Consider the following 15,107-nt stretch of genomic DNA (forward strand, 5'->3'; position numbering starts at 1 on the left):
CTAAGGGGCAGGCGCGGGCGTGGGACAGGTGCGTGCTTCGAAGTCGCAGCTGAAGATCGTGGGCTTCTGCCAGCTGAGCGGAATCTCCAGCAGATCGCGCGGTCCGGTCCAGCCCTGGGCCATGAAAATCACCGCCGCCAAGCAGTTCATGGCGATGTGCCAGCGCCGCCAGTGCAGGTGCTTATGGATTTCCGGGCGGCTGGCCACCGAAAACAGCATCAGGCCGGTCAGGCCGGCACCGCCCCAGAAATGCGATTGCCAGAAGGCCGGCTCGAGCGGATTGTCGCCGAGACGAAACACCTCGGGCTGCAGCCCGAGGGCAATCACCCCAGCCCAACAGATGAAAGCGAAGGCAGCGCGGTAGATCGGCTTTCGTGCCCGCCAGAGCGCCACGAAGGCCACAGTGGTGCCGATCAGCGCCAGCAGCAGCAAGGCCAGCCGTGGGGCCCCACCGGTGAACTCCTGAAGCGTGTTCTTGGTGGCGATGACCACCACCAGGGCGATCAGCACGATGCCCACCACCCCGCCGGCCAACCACTTGCCCAGATCGGCATGGTCCCGGCCCACCGTGGGCGGATGCTTGACCTGCTGGAGACGCCGGCTGCGGGTCTGCTGGGCCAGCCGCAGCACCACACCCAGGAGGGGATAAACCAACACCACCGCGAGGAAGGGATGGAGCAGCCAGAAGGCATCAACGGTGGTCATCGAAACTCAGCAACGGGTTGAAACAGTGGGTTTGCGTGGGTCTGCGTGGATCGGCGCGGCGGAGAAACCAGGGGAGGTGCCCTGCTTAGCGCGTCCAGGCTGTGGGTGTTGCCAGGGATCGGCCCGTGACAAAGGGCAGGAGATGTACCGCCAGGAGGTTCAACCGGATTGCCACCAGATGGGGGTACACCCAAAGCGAGCGCCGAGCTGGGGCGGAGAGGCCCCTTAGTCTCCCTCCAAGCGCTGCCCTCTCGATGCTCAGCCTCTCGATGATCGTGCGGGACGAGGCGGAGCGGCTCGCCGCCTGCCTGACGTCGGTGCAGGGCTTCGTGGATGAGCAGGTGGTGGTCGACACCGGCTCCCGCGATGCGACAGCCGCGATCGCGCGGCAGCACGGCGCCACGGTTCACACCATCCCCTGGCCCGGTGACTTCGCCCCGGCGCGCAACTTGGCCCTGGGCTGGGTCAACGGCGATTGGGTGCTGGTGCTCGATGCCGACGAGCAGCTTCTGCCGGAGGCCTGGGAGCCGTTGCGACAGTTGATGGCCCAGCCTGACCTGCTGCTGATCAACCTGTTGCGCTTCGAGCGTGGCGCCAAGCAGTCGCCCTATTCCAGGGTGAGCCGGCTGTTCCGGCGCCATCCAGACATCCGCTGGAGCCGCCCGTACCACGCGATGGTGGACGACAGCGTGCTTGCCTTGTGCGCCAAGGAGCCCCATTGGCGCATTGCCGATTGCCCCCAGCCGGCCCTCTGCCATGACGGCTACAGGCCGGAGCTGCTGTCCGCTGGCAACAAGGCCAACCGCCTGCGCCGTGCCATGGAGCAGGAGCTGCGCGAGCACCCCGGCGATCCCTACGCCAGCGCCAAGTTGGCTGGGCTGGAGATCAGCGAAGGACGACTGGATCGCGCCCAGCTGCTGCTGCGCGACGGGCTGGCCCACTGTCCCGAGCAGGCCCATCCTGAGCGCTACGAACTGCTGCTGCACCTGGCGATGGCCGAAGCTCCGGCGGCTCCCGAGCAGGCCATCAGCCACTACCGCCAGGCCCTGGCCCTGCCACTGGATCCGCGGCTGAGCTTCGCGGCGCAGCTGAACCTCAGCGCCCTGCTGCTGCGCCAGGGCGAGAGCGAGGCCGCCCTGGCACTGGCAGAACAGGCCGCCCGCAGCGCGCCAGAGCTGGCCACTGGCTGGCTCAACCTGGGGCTGATCCGCCGCAGGCAGGGCGCGATCGCCGGGGCGCTGGAGGCCTACGCCACCGCCCTGGAGTGCGATCCCGACCACCCCGAAACCCATCAGAACCTTGCCGTGGCTCAGCTTCTCGGCGGCAACATCGATGCGGCACGGGCCAGCTTTCGCCAGGCAATCCAGCTGCTGAGCCTCCAAGGCCGGCATCAGGAAGCCAGCCGGCTGCGGCAGCAGGCCGGAGCCACCATCAAGCTGGAGGCCTGAGCCCATGGGCGCAGCGTGGCGGCCACCCCTACAGGACCGCACCATTGTGGTGACCAGGGCCGAGAGTCAGCTCGCCGAAGCCCGGCAACGGTTCGAGCGAGCCGGCGCCCAGGTGCTCGACCTGCCGGCCCTGGTGATTGGCCCCCCGGACGAATGGGGCCCGCTTGACGATGCCCTCGGCGAACTCGCCGACTTCCACTGGCTGATCTTCTCGAGCAGTAATGGCGTCGACGCCGTGGAGCAGCGACTGGAGCGGATCGGCACCAATCTCTCGCGACGCCCCGGCACGGTGAAAATCGCGGCAGTGGGCCGAAAAACCGCTGCGCGCCTTGAAGCGCTGCGGGCACCGGCGGATTTCGTGCCGCCAACTTTCGTCGCCGACAGCCTGATCGAGAACTTTCCCGTGTCTGGCTGGGGCCTGCGGCTGCTGCTGCCACGTGTCCAGAGCGGCGGGCGCACCTTGCTGGGCGAAGCCTTTGCCGAGGCCGGCGCCCGGGTCGTTGAAGCGGCCGCCTATGAATCGCGCTGCCCGGCCCGCATGCCCGTCGCCACCGCCCTTGCCCTCGAGCAGGGCCGCATCGATGCGCTCACCTTCAGCAGCGGCAAAACGGTGATCCATACCTGCCGGCTGCTGCAGCGCAGCTTCGGTGACGACTGGCAGCGCCAGCTGGCGCCGGTGGCCTTGATCTCGATCGGCCCCCAGACCAGCCGCACCTGCAGGGAGCTGCTCGGCCGGGTGGATGCTGAGGCCGATCCCTACGACCTCAGCGGTCTGGTGCAGGCCTGCATCGCCAGCCTGGCGGGGCGACCGCTGCTCAGGGCAACGCCGGACTGAGCCAGGTGGTGACCAGCTGCTTGCCCGAACGCAGCTGGAGGCTGCCGTTGCCGGCATCGATCGAGGCGACGCTCCAGCCGGGGGGGAGCATGGGCGTCTGACTGCCCCCTTGATCGCCGATCGAAACGCTGCCGCTCTCGTTGCCGAAGGCCACCAGAGCCTGCTTAACCCCGGCAACACTGATAACGCCGTTGAACTGAAACCCTGGCGGCAGTGCCACCGGTGTCGCCTTCGAAGAGGGCGTGGGATTGGCCTTGGCGGAGCTAGCGACGGGCGCGGAACCAGAGGTGGCCACGGGCTGAGGTCCCCTGGCGTCGGGAAGAGGAGCGAAGGGATCGCTGCGACGCTCCGCACTGGCGGCCAACACCTGTTGCCCAGTGGGCAGTGGAGTGAAGGCCTTGCCGATCGTTGTGGCGGAGCGCTCGGTCTGTGCTGCGGACTTGGGTGCCAGAAGTGCGGTGGCAGGGTCAGCTGCAGGAGCCTGGGCCTCGGGAGACGGTGACGATGGAGGTGGCGTTCCGCCGCAGGCGATCAGGGCCAGGAGTCCTGGCAGCAGCAGCAGCAGTTTGGCCCTGCTGCTTTCGTCCTCAACGGCTTGGAAGATCACCTTCAACAAGGTCCCTGAAGCGATCCAGATTGGCCTGGAGCTCCCTGGTCACAATTCCCCCCAGGATGGCTGGTTCCATCAAGGGGGCAAGCACCCCGGGCAACTCGTAGCTGACCGTCAGCCGAACGGCGGTGAGTGAAGGGGTCTGGGGATAGAAGCGCACCGCCCCTTTGGTGGGTAGTCCTCCCACCGATTCCCAGTGCAGCTGCTGGGCTTCAACCCGCTGGCTGATTCTGGCTTTCCAGTGGAAGCGGAACCCCTGGGCTGAGAGGGTCCAGTCGGTGAGATCGGGATCCTCCAGGGTTTTGACCGATTCAATCCAGCGCATCCAGCGCGGCATCGCCTCAAGGTCACTCCAAACCTCCCAGACCCGCTCAGCCGAAGCCTGGATATCGGTGGTGACGCTGTGCTCCATCCAACGGCCCATGCTGATCAGGCCACCACAGCGCTGCTGGCCAGCCGTGCCGGCTGGTCAAGAATCACCGCAGCAGCCAGGCGACCGCTCATCGTGGCCCCTTCCATCGAATCGATGTAATCCTGGCGCGTGTAACTGCCGGCCAGGAAGAAATTTCGAACCGGTGTGCGCTGCTCTGGGCGATAGGGCTCCATGCCAGGCGCCTCACGGTAGAGCGACTGGGCCAATTTCATCACGTTGCTCCAGGTCAAGGTGAGAGTCTTCGCCGAGGGAAACAGCTGCCGCACCTGGGCATCAACGTCGGCGACGATTTCCGCGTTCTTGCGGGAAATCCAGGGATCCCCCGGCGTGAGCACGCACTGCAGCAGGGATCCCTGGCCCTCTCGACGGTAATCGGCGGGGCTGGCCAAGGCGAGGTCAGCGAAGCAACTGAAATCGGCGTCAGCGGTGTAAAGAAGATTGTTCAAGCCGCTGGGGGTTCCCAGGTCACGGCGGGCCCGCTCCTGCTCGGCCGATTCACCGAGCTCGGTCACCCAGCCGTCGTAGCGGAGCTGCACCGTGGCCACAGGCACCGTATCGAGTTTGTAGATGTGCTCGAACTGGGGGTAGCGCCGCCAGGCCTGGGGCAGGAGGCGCTGGATCCCCGGCACATCGCAGGCCGCCAGGTAGGCATCGGCCTCAATCACCCGCTCCCCGTCCGGGGTGCCCAGGGTGAGGGCGCTCACCTCGGGAGCGTCGGCGCCGTCCTGGTGGTAGTGCACCTCCTTGACGCGATGGCGCAGATGCAGGCGGGCACCGCGGGCCTCGATGTAATCCAGGATCGGTCGATGCAGCCAGCGATGGGGCGACCCCTTGAGCAAGTTGAGCTTGGAGGCCTCGGTTTTCGACGCGAACATCAAGAAGATGGTCAGCATGCAGCGGGCCGACATGGCGCCGCAATCGATGAAACCCAGGGCATAGGAGATCGGGTCCCAGAGCCGCTGCAGGCTGCGCTCGCTGCCACCGTGGCTGAGGAACCACTCCTTGAAACTGATCCGATCCAGCTCGCGGATCACCTTCATGGCACCGTCGTAGTCGATCAGTCCGCGCACGATCGGGCTGGTGCCCAGGGCCAGGGCATTGCGCAGCTTGTCGATCCAGTCGAGCTGGGGCGTGGTGAAGAAAGCCTTGAGGCCGTTGAACGGGGCGCCGATTAAAAAGCGAAAATCCAGCTCCCGCAGGTCGCCCCCCTTGTTCACGAACAGGTGGGTGTGGTCTTTGGGGAGGAGGTTCTCGAACGCCCCCACCTTGCGCATCAAGGCAAACAGGTTGGCGTAATTAAAAAAGAACACGTGCAACCCCATCTCGATGTGGTTGCCGTCGGCGTCCTCCCAGCTGCCCACCTTGCCGCCGACGAACGGACGGGATTCGTAGAGATCCACCTGGTGGCCGGCCTCACACAGATCCACGGCGGCCGAGAGACCCGCCAGACCCGCACCCACGATGGCGACTCGCACCTTGCCTGCTCCAGGAGATCAAGACTCTATGGAGCCGGCCAGCCGGGCTGCGGTTGCCCGAAGTTGGCCGGACGTCCATAGAGTGCCCATAAGACAGACCAGATCCTCTGAGGCGGCACCGATGACCAGCGCGATCTCCAATCCACCGGCCGCCACGGCCCACACCGGCAAGGACGGCAAAGGCATCCTGATCACCGATCCGGCCATGAAGCAGCTGGCCGGCCTCACCCAGCAGCTGGGCGATCAGAAACTGCTGCGGGTGGGCGTGCGCTCCGGCGGCTGCAGCGGCATGAGCTACACGATGGATTTCGTCGAAGCCGATTCGATCCTTCCAGGCGACGAGGTCTACGTCTATGAACCGTCCGGGGCAGCCAGCTTTCGGGTGGTCTGCGACCCCAAAAGCCTGCTGTACATCTATGGGATGCAGCTTGATTTCAGCTCGGCCCTGATCGGCGGTGGCTTCAACTTCACCAATCCCAATGCCAGCCAGACCTGCGGTTGCGGCAGCTCCTTCGCCGTCTGAGCGCGCCGGCCGGCAGCGTCCTGCGGTCCGGCGGCGTGGGAATCTGATCGCCTGACCCGCCAGAGCGTTAGCCGATGTCGGCCCCCACGGACACCACGGAATCCCTGTTCGATCAGGCGATGGGCCGTTATCAGGGCGGTGCCCCGGCCGCCGAGGTGATCGATGATTTCCTCGCCATCACGGCCCAGGCGCCGCGCCTGTCAGCCGCCTGGACTTGCCTGTCCTGGTTGCAGCTGCTGGACGATCAGCCCGAGCCGGGCCTGCGCTCCGCTCGCACAGCGGTGAAGCTCAACCCCCAGGACCCCCAGGCCAGGATCAATCTCTGCCTGGCCATGCTCGACACGGGCGCCAAGGGAGTGCGCGAGCACATCGATCTGGTGTTGCGGGTCACGGCGATGGCGCCTGAACTCTCGGCCGACCTGCAGGCCTCGATCGCCGATGGATTGCGCCGCAAGCCCGGTTGGCGCTCGCTGGAGAAGGTGAGGGACTGGTTGCAGGGCTGAGCCCGTTGAGGGCGGGAGGCCAAACGCCGTGACGCGCGTTCTGTTGCTCAGCAATGGCCATGGAGAGGATCTCAGCGGCAGCCTGATTGGCCAGCGGCTTCAGGCCCGGGGTGTTGCAGTGGCCGCAGTGCCACTGGTGGGGCACGGCGCCGCCTACCGGCAGGCGGGCCTGAGCGTGCTCGGCCAGACCCGGGAGTTCAGCACCGGCGGGCTGGGTTACACCAGCCTGGGAGGCAGGCTGACGGAGGTGTTCCAGGGCCAGGCCACCTACCTGTTGCGGAGGCTGGGGCTGTTCCTGCGGCGAAGCCGCTCGGTGGACCTGGTGGTGGTGATCGGTGATGTGCTGCCAGTCCTGTTTGCCTGGTGCAGCCGCAGGTCTGTTGTCACCTATCTGGTGGCCTACTCCAGCCACTACGAGGGTCGGCTGCGGCTGCCCTGGCCCTGCGGCGCCTGCCTGAGAAGCCGACGCTTCCGGCGCGTGTTCAGCCGCGACGCCCTCAGCGCCGCCGACCTCAGCGCCCAGCTGGGCCGCAGCGTGCAGTTCCTCGGCAATCCCTTTCTTGATCCCGCCTTGGCTGGGGCCAGCGCGCCCACGGCGTCGCGGCAGCATCTGGGCCTCCTGCCAGGCAGCCGCCTGCCGGAGGCCCAGCGCAATCTGGCCTTGATGCTGGAGGTGCTCATCCGCCTGCCGCCACCCCTCCAGAAACCGGAACGGCTCGGGCTGACGGCGGCGTTGGTCAAGGATTTCCAGGCCGGGCAGGTGGCGGAGCTGGCCGCCAGGCAGGGGTGGCGGCTTGAGGGACAGACCCTGCGGCGCGGCAGCCTGGAGCTCCAACTCCGCTGGGGGCAATTCCCAACGGTGCTGCAGCGCTCCAATCTGCTGCTCTCGATGACCGGCACCGCTGCTGAGCAGGCCGTGGGGCTGGGCAAACCGGTGGTACAACTGGCCGGCTGCGGCCCCCAGTTCACCCCTGCCTTCGCCGAGGCCCAGCGACGGCTGCTGGGGAGTTCGCTGGCCTGCACAGACGGCGAGCCGGGCTCGGAGCAGAGCCTGATGGGCTGCGCCGAGCTGCTCACAAGCCAGCTCAAGGCCCTGGGCGAGGGCCCGGAGTGGGCCGAACGCTGCCGAAGCAATGGATTGGAGCGGATCGGAGGTCCGGGCGGCTCAGCCAGAATGGTTGCAGAGATCCTGGCGGTGCTGGATGGCTGAAGCGTCTTCCCTTCCCTGGCTGGAGCGATTGAAGGGCTGGATCGACGGCCTGCTGGTGCTGAACGTGTTCGTGGTGATGGGCGGGGCCCTCTGGTTCGCCGTGTCCGTGGGCCTGCACGTGGGCCTGCATGGCCAGAAGCTGGAGGCGCCGCTGATCCTGTTTCAGAAGCTCTGGGAACCGCTGTTCACCCCGGCGATCGGCCTGCTGATGGCCGCTGCCGTGCTCAGCGGGGTGCTGGGGTGGTGGCAGCGGCGAGGGCGCCGGCAAGATCTGGATAACGGAAGTTGAAGCCTTGGTGCTGCAGGCGCTCAGCCAGCACGTACTGACCCTCCAGAACCACCTGGGCGCCGTCGCCGAGCATGAGCTGCAGCACCGGGGCGGGCACCGGCAGAAAGCTGGGCCGCCCCAGCGCCTTGCCGAGGGCGGCAGCGAACTCTTTCATCGAAACCGGGTTGGGCGCCACGGCGTTGTAGACCCCGCCAAAAGCCGGATCCTCGAGCGCCGAGGCGATCAGCAGGCAGAGGTCGCTGCGCTGGATCCAGCTCATCCATTGCCTCCCGGTGCCGATCGGGCCACCGAAACCGGCCTGGAACACCGGCAACATCTTGCCGAGGGCGCCGCCGTCGGCCCCGAGCACGATGCCGATGCGCAGGGTCACCACCCGGGAGAAGGCCGCCGCTTCTGCCGCCGCCGCCTCCCACTGGCTGCAGAGCCGACCCAAGAAATCGTCTGCTGCCGGGCTGGTCTCAGCGAAGCGCTGCTCCGGGCTGGAGCCATAGACACCCACCGCGGAGCCGTTCACGAGCACCGCAGGTTTCTGCTGCTGCAGGGCCATCGCCTCCACCAGCAGGCGGGTGGTCTGCACGCGGCTGTCCAACAGCAGGCGGCAGTGCTCAGGGGTCCAACGCTTTTCGGCGATCGGTTCACCGGCCAGGTTGACCACCCCTTCGGCGCCAGCGATGGCCTCAGCCAGCGGCGCTTGCTGCCAGCTGGCCGTCTGGGAGGGATCGGCCTGAATCCGATGCAGCTGCGGATGATCCAGGCCAGCCAGGCTGTTGGCGCCTCGGCTCACCACGGTGCAGCCATGGCCACGCTCCAGCAGCCAGGGGACCAACTCCCGTCCAACAAAGCCCGTGCATCCCAGGAGAAGCAGCCGCATGCCGATGGTTCCGATCGCTGGTGGGAACCCAGGCTAGGAGTAGGGGTCGTGGAGCACCGCTGACGTTGTGGTCAGGCCGAGGCGACGGGCCAGGGGCACCAGGGCAAAGCCCTGGAAGAGCAGACCCATCAGCACCACCCCCAGGGCCAGGGACGGCATCAGGCGCCCCCAGGAAACATCGCTGGCGGCGGCCTGAATCGCCATGGCGATCGGCACCGCCCCGCGCAGGCCGGCCAGGCCCACAAAGGTCTTCTCCGCCTGGCCAAAGGGCGAACCCAGCAACATCCCCTGCACCATCAAGCTCCGCGCCAGCAACATCACCAGAAACAAAGCCAACGACCAGGGCAACGCCTGAACCACCTCCTGGGGATCCACCACCAGGCCCATGCAGAGAAACAGCATCAGCTCGGCCATCTTGGCGAAGCCGGCCTGGGCCTCCTCCATGGCGGGCTGATCGCACGTCGGGCTGTTTCCCAGCACCAGCCCGACGATGAACGCCGCCAGCAGACCACTGCCGCCCAACAACTGGGTGACCCCCACCACCAGCATCAACTCGGCCAGGCTCATCACCGCCAGCACCGAAGGGCTGACCCGCCGCCGATGCGTGGACAGCAACTGCTGGGCCAGGCTGCCGCCCAAGAAACCCAACAGGCCACCGAGGAGGAACTGGCGTACCACGTCGATCACAAGCCCCGACGGGGCCGTGGTCGCTCCGCCCGCGCTGGCCAGGGCCAGGGCCAGACCCGCAAACACCACGGCCACCGGATCATTCACAGCCGATTCCATCTCGATCAGGGCCAGCAAGCGGGGTGGCAGGTGGCCTGAGAGCGGCCGCAGCATCGCCATCACGGCCGACGCATCGGTGCTGCAGACCATGGCCCCTACGAACAGGGCCAGGGGCAGGCTGGTGGGAAGCAGGCTGCCCGGCAGGCTCTGAAAGCCCAGCACCGCCACCATCACCAGCAAAGCCGTGATCAGGGAGCCGGCGGTGGCCAGGCGGGTGGCCGGCTTGACGATGCTGAGGACCCTGGCCCAGTTGGTGGTGAGCCCACCGAAGAACAGCACCAGCACCAGGGCCACCTGGGCCACCTCTTCGGCCCTGGCCAGGCTGAGCAGTGCCTTGGCTCCACCGGGGATGGCCTCCAGGTTGTTGTCGGTGAGCAGGCCCAGCGCCAGCACCAGCAAGATCCCGGGCACGCGTACCTTGAAGGCGAAGGTATCGAGCAGTACGGCGACCAGCAGCAGGGCGCCGAACACGGCCAGCATGGCGGCCAGGTTCGTGGTCACAGGCAGGCAGCGGAGTCGAGGGGGTTCTAGCCTGATGGAGACGCAAAGTCTTTGAGATGGCCCAAACACCGGCACCAGCTTTCAAGAAGGGCTCTCTGGTGAAGGTGAGTGCGAGCGCCTATGCGGGCAGCCTGGAGGCGTCCGCCAGTGATCCCACCCCACCGGCCTATCTGTTTGAAGGCCCCGGCGAGGTGCTCGCCCTCAAGGGTGACTACGCCCAGCTGCACTGGAGTCTGCCGATCCCCGATGTCTGGTTGCGCACCGACCAGCTTGAGCCATTCTGAGCTGAGGCTTCACCCCACCTCACCCCTCTAAGTGCTTGCGATCCTGCAGCAGCTGGCTACGCAGTTGCCTGGCTTCGCGCAGCATTTCTCTGCCGTCGTGGAGGTAGTTGTCCACGTAACCCAGCGTGTAGCGCTCAAATTCAGCCAGGGCATCCTGCACTTGGCTGAAACAGTGATAAAGGCTGAGCCCCACATCAGCGGCAACGCCAGGGCAGGCCATGGAGCGATAGAGCGCCACCACCTTCTCGAGTTTCTGCTGGCTGGTCTCGAGAAAATCGCAGAACGTCGCCATCAGGTCGTCGTCGTAGGGATCGGCTGAGAGGGCGCGCAGCTGGGCTGGAAACGGATTGATCACCTGAGCCAGCAGACGATCGATCGGCCCATACACCTGCCGCAGCCAGGCGCTGATCTCGCTGTCACGCCGGGCCCTGGCGCGAGCCGGCCGCACCACCGCCGCCCCCTGGCCAGCGACCCTGCCGCGCTCGGCGTCGTAGCGGCGACGCTTCTCCCGATCACCCAGCACGGCCCAGGCGGCGTTGAGGGCGAGGATCCGCTTGGCATCGCCACCCACATCGGGATGGTGCCGCTTGGCCAGGGTTCGATAGGCCGCCTTGAGCTCAGCGGCACTGGCTGAGGGGGGCATGCCGAGCACGGCATACAACTCGGTGGGGAGCGGCAATGCCATCGAATGCGTCCGTCTCTCCCATCATCTCCACCTCTGCCCCAGGTCTGCGGCTGCCAACAAAAAGCCCCCCGTTTCCGGGAGGCCAAGGAGGTGGTGTGCGAGGAAAAGGTCCTGAAGGGTTCAGGACCGGATCAGAATTTGAACCTCGTCTGAATCAGGCCGCCGAAAACGTTGAAATCGCCATTACTACTGGTGAGCTGACCGAGGGGACGGCTGAGGTAGAAGATCGCTGGAGTCACCGAGATGTTATCGGTGACCTGGAACTTGTACCACCATTCCCAGACGAAGTTGCCGTCGTTGGGTGTGGTGTTCTGGCCATCAATGGAACCCTGAGACAACTGGGTGGCGAAGGTGGCCTGGCCCACAGCCATGCCGGCATCGTTGCCCTTGGCAAACACATCCTTCCACTTGAGGCCGGCGAACCAGCTCTGCGACTGTGTCACAAAGGGATCTTCGAATTCATTGCCGGAGCTGTTGATGGAGTTATCGGACAGAGAGTTCAAGCCCCAGCCCACGCTGATCGAAGGAATGATTCCAGGGTTCTTGGGCTGCCAGTAGGCGTTGACAGCAAAGTTGTTGGACTCGCCGTTGGCCAAGAACCAACTGTTAGAGGAGACGAAGTTGGTACCACGGCGGAAGTTGGTGCCTTGCTGGCCGTAGCGATAGGCCAGTGAAACATTCCACTGAGGTGCAGTGTAGTTCAGCTGGGCCGTGATGCTGCCACGAGCACAATCGGTACCAATACCACCTTCGCTTCCTGAGCAGTTATTGGGATTGCCGTCAAAGACCTGGCCAACATTGCCTTGCTGCGCCACGTAGTTCGCCGCGAAGCTGAAGCGACCACGACCTTTCTCGACATTCTGCCTCCAGATGGCAGCAACCAGCGCACCGGTGGCTTTGTTATAAACGCCAGGAGCACCGTTAACAGAGAAGTAGTCGAGTATCCCGCTGCCATAAACCGAAGGCGTGACAGCCAAGGATTCGGTATTTCTAGCCCTGGGGCCAACAACAAACGTGAATTGATCGCCAACTGGGAATCGATAGTAGAGCCTGTCAACGCCGACACTGTTATTCCCTCCGATCCCACTGCTTGCTCGATCAAGAGCAGAAGTGTTCACACCATCGCCAGCAAAGGCGTTTTCGAAGTTGCCTGAACGAAGACGGGTGAACAGCAGATCCTTGCCGGTGAAGCTCGTCTCGAGATTGAGACGAACGTCATAGCTGAAATTGGTGGATCCGAACTGCTGGTTGTAGTTATCGGCATCATTGCCAGGGCCAAAGGCTCCGGATGAGCTATTTCCACCGGCATTCACCGCACCAAGCACGAAGGTGGCTTCACCTTTGAGCACGGTGGTGGTGGAGAACTGACTGGCTTCGAGTTCACCCACTTTGGCCTCAAGGCCATCGACCCGGCCCTTGAGCACGGAGAGTTCAACCTCGAACTCCTTCATCAGCCGGCGCAATTCATCGGTCACCTCGGTGATCCGATCCAGGCAGGCGTTGAGCAGGGCGGCGGCTTCCCAGCGGCTCAGCGGGCGCTTGCCGCGGAAGGTGCCATCGGGATAGCCAGCCACGCAGCCGTAACGCTCAACCAGATTGGAGAGAGCCTGATAGGCCCATTCCGTTGGCTGAACATCGGAGAACTGGGTGATGCTGGTGACTTGATTCCGGCTTTTCGCGGAACCAGGCCGGGCATAGGCGTTGATGGCCTCAAGATTGAGGCCATCAACATTCAAATCAGAAGCGGACGCGGCCAGCGGACTGAGCAGCCCAAGGGCAGCCGGTGCCAGCAGGAATTTCTGGAACAGTTTCATTGGATCCTCACACCAATTGAGGGGGCGACCGTTAGGAAGCTTGGCGCAAGTGTATCGAATATGCCAAAAAAATTGTCGCATCTGATCACAACTTGGTGTGCTCAGCGATACACGCACAAGCCGGCTGCTCCTGCTGCTTCAGCACAGTCAAATCCGGCTCATCCAACAAAGCAACAGCACAAGGGTGCCCACACAAAGAGAGATTCAAAAGGCCAAAAAAAAGCCGCGACAGAAGCCGCGGCAGAAGCAAGGAGGAATGGCTGACTGTGTGAGGGGTCAGCCAGGTTGATCACTGATCAAGAGATTGAATCGCTGAGATCAGAACTTGAAGGTGGTCTTGACGAGACCGCCAAAGTTGTTGAAGGTTTCGTCGCTATCAGACTTTTGGAGCTGACCCAGTGGTGCACTCAAGTAGAAGATCGCAGGTGTCACGCTGATATTGTCGGTAACCTGGAACTTATACCACCACTCCCAGGCATAGTTGCCGTCGTTGGGATCGATCAAGTCGTCATCACCCCAGCTGGTAAGGAAGGTGGCCTGGCCGACAGCCATGCCGGCGGCGTTGCCCTTGATGAAGACGTCGGTCCACTGCAGACCCACATACCAAGACTGGCTCACGGCGCCATCAATGACGTCTTCAACAGCACCGGCAGAGCTGCTACTCGCGTTGTGGGAATTAAGACCCCAACCCGTGCTGATCGAAGGAATCCAACTGGAATTAGAAGGCTGCCAATAAGCGCTGATGCCAACAGAATTCACGCTGTCAGACAGAGCAAAGCCCAGATTGGCTAACGGAGTGCCGTTACCGCTGTACAGACCAACGAGACCACCCTGAGGTGATGTGTAGGTATAGGTCGCAGCAAGGCCAAAGTTCTCGTTGTTCCAAGCGACTTGGGCAGTACCCGTCTGAGCTGAGGACTCGTTACCGATGCCGCCAGGGTTATTCGAGAAGATGTTAGGGCCGCCGTTGTTACCATTAGCGGCTACATAGTTAGCACTGATGCTAAAACCACCGCTCTGCCACCACAGGCCAGCACCGGAGCCAAGAGCCAAGGAATAAGCACCGGGAGCACCGGCGTAGGTGAAGACATCAAGAACTGTGTCAGCCGGGTAGACGCTAGGCCATACGGCAAGCATGTCATCCTGACGAACTCTGGCACCAAAGGTGGCAGTAAAACTCTTGCCGACGGGGAACTGGTAGAAGAGGCGGTCAATGCCAACGCTGTTGGCACCAGAGCCTTCTTCAAAGGCGACTTCGAAGGTGTTCAGGCCGACGGGTCCAGTACCCCAAGGGCTGGAGCCGAAGTTGCCGGCGCGAAGGCGAGTGCGGAGCAGATCCTTACCGGTGAAGCTGGTGTCGAGGTCAAGCCGCAGGTCGTAGTTGAATGCTGTAGCTCCCTGCTGGGTAGCCGCAGCATCAGAGAATCTCTGACCAGGAAGTACCGAGCCGCCTGAAAGTACGGACTCAGCAATGCTAGCCCTGGCTGAACCGCCATAGGAGTTGGCGCCAACAATGAAAGTGGCTTGGCCGCTGAGCTTGGTGGTGGTGGAGAACTGATTGGCCTCCAGCTCGCCGACTTTGGCCTCCAGGCCATCGACCCGGCCCTTGAGCACGGCCAGTTCGGTTTCAAACTCCTTCATCAGCCGGCGGAGTTCATCGGTCACCTCGGTGATCCGGTCCAGGCAGGCGTTGAGCAGGGCAGCGGCTTCCCAGCGGCTCAGCGGGCGCTTGCCACGGAAGGTTCCATCGGGATAGCCAGCCACGCAGCCGTAGCGCTCCACCAGGTTGGAGAGAGCCTGGTAGGCCCACTCGGTGGGCTGCACATCACTGAACTGGGTGATGCTGGTGACTTGCTCCTGGGAGTCGGCGTAGCGGTTGACGCCGTCAATGTTGAGCTCTGATGCCGTAGCGGCCATTGGTGCCAACAGACCAAGGGCTGCAGGCGCCAGCAGCATTTGCTGGAAAAGTTTCATGAGGTCCTCACACACGAGTTGGCGCAATGCGCACAAGGCAACCATCGTTCAAGGGGGCCAGCTTGGCGAGGGGAGATGTGACAGAACGCACAACGTCCTTGGCAGGCCACGGCAGGTTCAAACTGGCGGCACTGACGCGTCGGATGCCCTGACCTCCCGAT

The 15,107-nt window shown here is 64.2% G+C and carries 17 protein-coding genes; 8 read left to right on the forward strand and 9 right to left on the reverse strand.

The features are described from left to right. Positions 1 to 705, reverse strand: a complete 705-nt coding sequence (locus tag BM449_RS04355) for a DUF4079 domain-containing protein (RefSeq protein ID WP_071800227.1) — start codon at positions 703 to 705, stop codon at positions 1 to 3. Between the two features lie 254 nt (positions 706 to 959). Between BM449_RS04355 and BM449_RS04360 the strand changes: the two genes are divergently transcribed. Together BM449_RS04360 and BM449_RS04365 are read left to right on the forward strand one after the other, a co-directional pair. Further along, positions 960 to 2,153, forward strand: coding sequence for a glycosyltransferase family 2 protein (locus tag BM449_RS04360; RefSeq protein WP_071800229.1), 1,194 nt, complete (start codon positions 960 to 962; stop codon positions 2,151 to 2,153). Positions 2,154 to 2,157: 4 nt separating this feature from the next. Next, positions 2,158 to 2,988 (forward strand): uroporphyrinogen-III synthase, encoded by an 831-nt coding sequence (locus tag BM449_RS04365; protein WP_071800232.1) that lies wholly within the window; start codon positions 2,158 to 2,160, stop codon positions 2,986 to 2,988. Here BM449_RS04365 and BM449_RS04370 read toward each other — a convergent pair. The 3 genes from BM449_RS04370 to zds are packed head-to-tail and all read right to left on the reverse strand — an operon-like array spanning position 2,969 to position 5,506. After that, positions 2,969 to 3,601 carry a hypothetical protein gene (locus BM449_RS04370; protein ID WP_071800233.1) on the reverse strand — a complete coding sequence of 211 codons (633 nt, stop codon included), beginning with the start codon at positions 3,599 to 3,601 and terminating at the stop codon, positions 2,969 to 2,971. The two genes, BM449_RS04365 and BM449_RS04370, sit on opposite strands and share 20 nt — an antisense overlap. Continuing rightward, a complete protein-coding gene (locus tag BM449_RS04375; RefSeq protein ID WP_071800234.1) occupies positions 3,576 to 4,022 on the reverse strand; it encodes an SRPBCC family protein in 447 nt (148 codons plus the stop codon). Before BM449_RS04375 ends, BM449_RS04370 begins: the two co-directional genes overlap by 26 nt. Before the next feature lie 5 nt (positions 4,023 to 4,027). Then, positions 4,028 to 5,506: a 9,9'-di-cis-zeta-carotene desaturase gene (gene zds, locus BM449_RS04380; protein WP_071800235.1), complete on the reverse strand. Its 1,479-nt coding sequence runs from the start codon at positions 5,504 to 5,506 to the stop codon at positions 4,028 to 4,030. Positions 5,507 to 5,627: 121 nt separating this feature from the next. On the opposite strand from zds, the gene BM449_RS04385 reads away from it, so the two are divergent. From BM449_RS04385 to BM449_RS04400, 4 genes are all read left to right on the forward strand, one after another. Beyond that, a complete protein-coding gene (locus tag BM449_RS04385) occupies positions 5,628 to 6,029 on the forward strand; it encodes an iron-sulfur cluster assembly accessory protein (RefSeq protein WP_071800236.1) in 402 nt (133 codons plus the stop codon). A gap of 74 nt (positions 6,030 to 6,103) precedes the next feature. Next, positions 6,104 to 6,532, forward strand: coding sequence for a hypothetical protein (locus tag BM449_RS04390; protein ID WP_071800237.1), 429 nt, complete (start codon positions 6,104 to 6,106; stop codon positions 6,530 to 6,532). 28 nt (positions 6,533 to 6,560) lie between these two features. Continuing rightward, the gene (locus tag BM449_RS04395; protein ID WP_071800238.1) at positions 6,561 to 7,742 is read left to right on the forward strand and encodes a lipid-A-disaccharide synthase-related protein; all 1,182 of its coding nucleotides are present in this window, start codon (positions 6,561 to 6,563) and stop codon (positions 7,740 to 7,742) included. Continuing rightward, positions 7,735 to 8,031: a hypothetical protein gene (locus BM449_RS04400; RefSeq protein WP_071800239.1), complete on the forward strand. Its 297-nt coding sequence runs from the start codon at positions 7,735 to 7,737 to the stop codon at positions 8,029 to 8,031. Before BM449_RS04395 ends, BM449_RS04400 begins: the two co-directional genes overlap by 8 nt. Here the strand turns inward: BM449_RS04400 and BM449_RS04405 are convergent. Together BM449_RS04405 and BM449_RS04410 are read right to left on the reverse strand one after the other, a co-directional pair. After that, positions 7,967 to 8,902 carry a TIGR01777 family oxidoreductase gene (locus tag BM449_RS04405; protein WP_071800240.1) on the reverse strand — a complete coding sequence of 312 codons (936 nt, stop codon included), beginning with the start codon at positions 8,900 to 8,902 and terminating at the stop codon, positions 7,967 to 7,969. The two genes, BM449_RS04400 and BM449_RS04405, sit on opposite strands and share 65 nt — an antisense overlap. 33 nt (positions 8,903 to 8,935) lie before the next feature. After that, entirely contained in the window at positions 8,936 to 10,189 is a 1,254-nt protein-coding gene (locus BM449_RS04410) for a cation:proton antiporter (protein ID WP_233831069.1), read from the reverse strand. 56 nt (positions 10,190 to 10,245) lie between these two features. On the opposite strand from BM449_RS04410, the gene BM449_RS04415 reads away from it, so the two are divergent. Next, a complete protein-coding gene (locus BM449_RS04415; RefSeq protein ID WP_071800241.1) occupies positions 10,246 to 10,473 on the forward strand; it encodes an NAD(P)H-quinone oxidoreductase subunit O in 228 nt (75 codons plus the stop codon). Between the two features lie 19 nt (positions 10,474 to 10,492). On the opposite strand, the gene BM449_RS04420 is transcribed toward BM449_RS04415, so the two are convergent. Then, a complete protein-coding gene (locus tag BM449_RS04420; protein ID WP_071800242.1) occupies positions 10,493 to 11,158 on the reverse strand; it encodes a J domain-containing protein in 666 nt (221 codons plus the stop codon). A gap of 131 nt (positions 11,159 to 11,289) precedes the next feature. After that, a complete protein-coding gene (locus BM449_RS04425; RefSeq protein WP_233831244.1) occupies positions 11,290 to 12,894 on the reverse strand; it encodes an iron uptake porin in 1,605 nt (534 codons plus the stop codon). Between BM449_RS04425 and BM449_RS15325 the strand changes: the two genes are divergently transcribed. After that, the gene (locus BM449_RS15325; RefSeq protein WP_233831395.1) at positions 12,820 to 13,236 is read left to right on the forward strand and encodes a hypothetical protein; all 417 of its coding nucleotides are present in this window, start codon (positions 12,820 to 12,822) and stop codon (positions 13,234 to 13,236) included. The genes BM449_RS04425 and BM449_RS15325 overlap by 75 nt on opposite strands. 54 nt (positions 13,237 to 13,290) lie before the next feature. Here BM449_RS15325 and BM449_RS04430 read toward each other — a convergent pair whose 3' ends face one another. Next, a complete protein-coding gene (locus BM449_RS04430) occupies positions 13,291 to 14,946 on the reverse strand; it encodes an iron uptake porin (RefSeq protein ID WP_071801966.1) in 1,656 nt (551 codons plus the stop codon). Between the last annotated feature and the right edge of the window lie 161 nt (positions 14,947 to 15,107).

The sequence above is a fragment of the Synechococcus sp. SynAce01 genome (assembly GCF_001885215.1).
Lineage (GTDB): Bacteria > Cyanobacteriota > Cyanobacteriia > PCC-6307 > Cyanobiaceae > Regnicoccus > Regnicoccus frigidus.

Excerpts from the sequence above, each read along its gene's own strand:
- BM449_RS04355 (WP_071800227.1), bottom strand. The coding sequence starts at position 705 with ATGACCACCGTTGATGCCTTCTGGCTGCTCCATCCCTTCCTCGCGGTG.
- BM449_RS04360 (WP_071800229.1), top strand. The coding sequence starts at position 960 with ATGCTCAGCCTCTCGATGATCGTGCGGGACGAGGCGGAGCGGCTCGCC.
- BM449_RS04365 (WP_071800232.1), top strand. The coding sequence starts at position 2,158 with ATGGGCGCAGCGTGGCGGCCACCCCTACAGGACCGCACCATTGTGGTG.
- BM449_RS04375 (WP_071800234.1), bottom strand. The coding sequence starts at position 4,022 with ATGGGCCGTTGGATGGAGCACAGCGTCACCACCGATATCCAGGCTTCG.
- BM449_RS04385 (WP_071800236.1), top strand. The coding sequence starts at position 5,628 with ATGACCAGCGCGATCTCCAATCCACCGGCCGCCACGGCCCACACCGGC.
- BM449_RS04390 (WP_071800237.1), top strand. The coding sequence starts at position 6,104 with ATGTCGGCCCCCACGGACACCACGGAATCCCTGTTCGATCAGGCGATG.
- BM449_RS04400 (WP_071800239.1), top strand. The coding sequence starts at position 7,735 with ATGGCTGAAGCGTCTTCCCTTCCCTGGCTGGAGCGATTGAAGGGCTGG.
- BM449_RS04405 (WP_071800240.1), bottom strand. The coding sequence starts at position 8,902 with ATGCGGCTGCTTCTCCTGGGATGCACGGGCTTTGTTGGACGGGAGTTG.
- BM449_RS04415 (WP_071800241.1), top strand. The coding sequence starts at position 10,246 with ATGGCCCAAACACCGGCACCAGCTTTCAAGAAGGGCTCTCTGGTGAAG.
- BM449_RS04420 (WP_071800242.1), bottom strand. The coding sequence starts at position 11,158 with ATGGCATTGCCGCTCCCCACCGAGTTGTATGCCGTGCTCGGCATGCCC.
- BM449_RS04430 (WP_071801966.1), bottom strand. The coding sequence starts at position 14,946 with ATGAAACTTTTCCAGCAAATGCTGCTGGCGCCTGCAGCCCTTGGTCTG.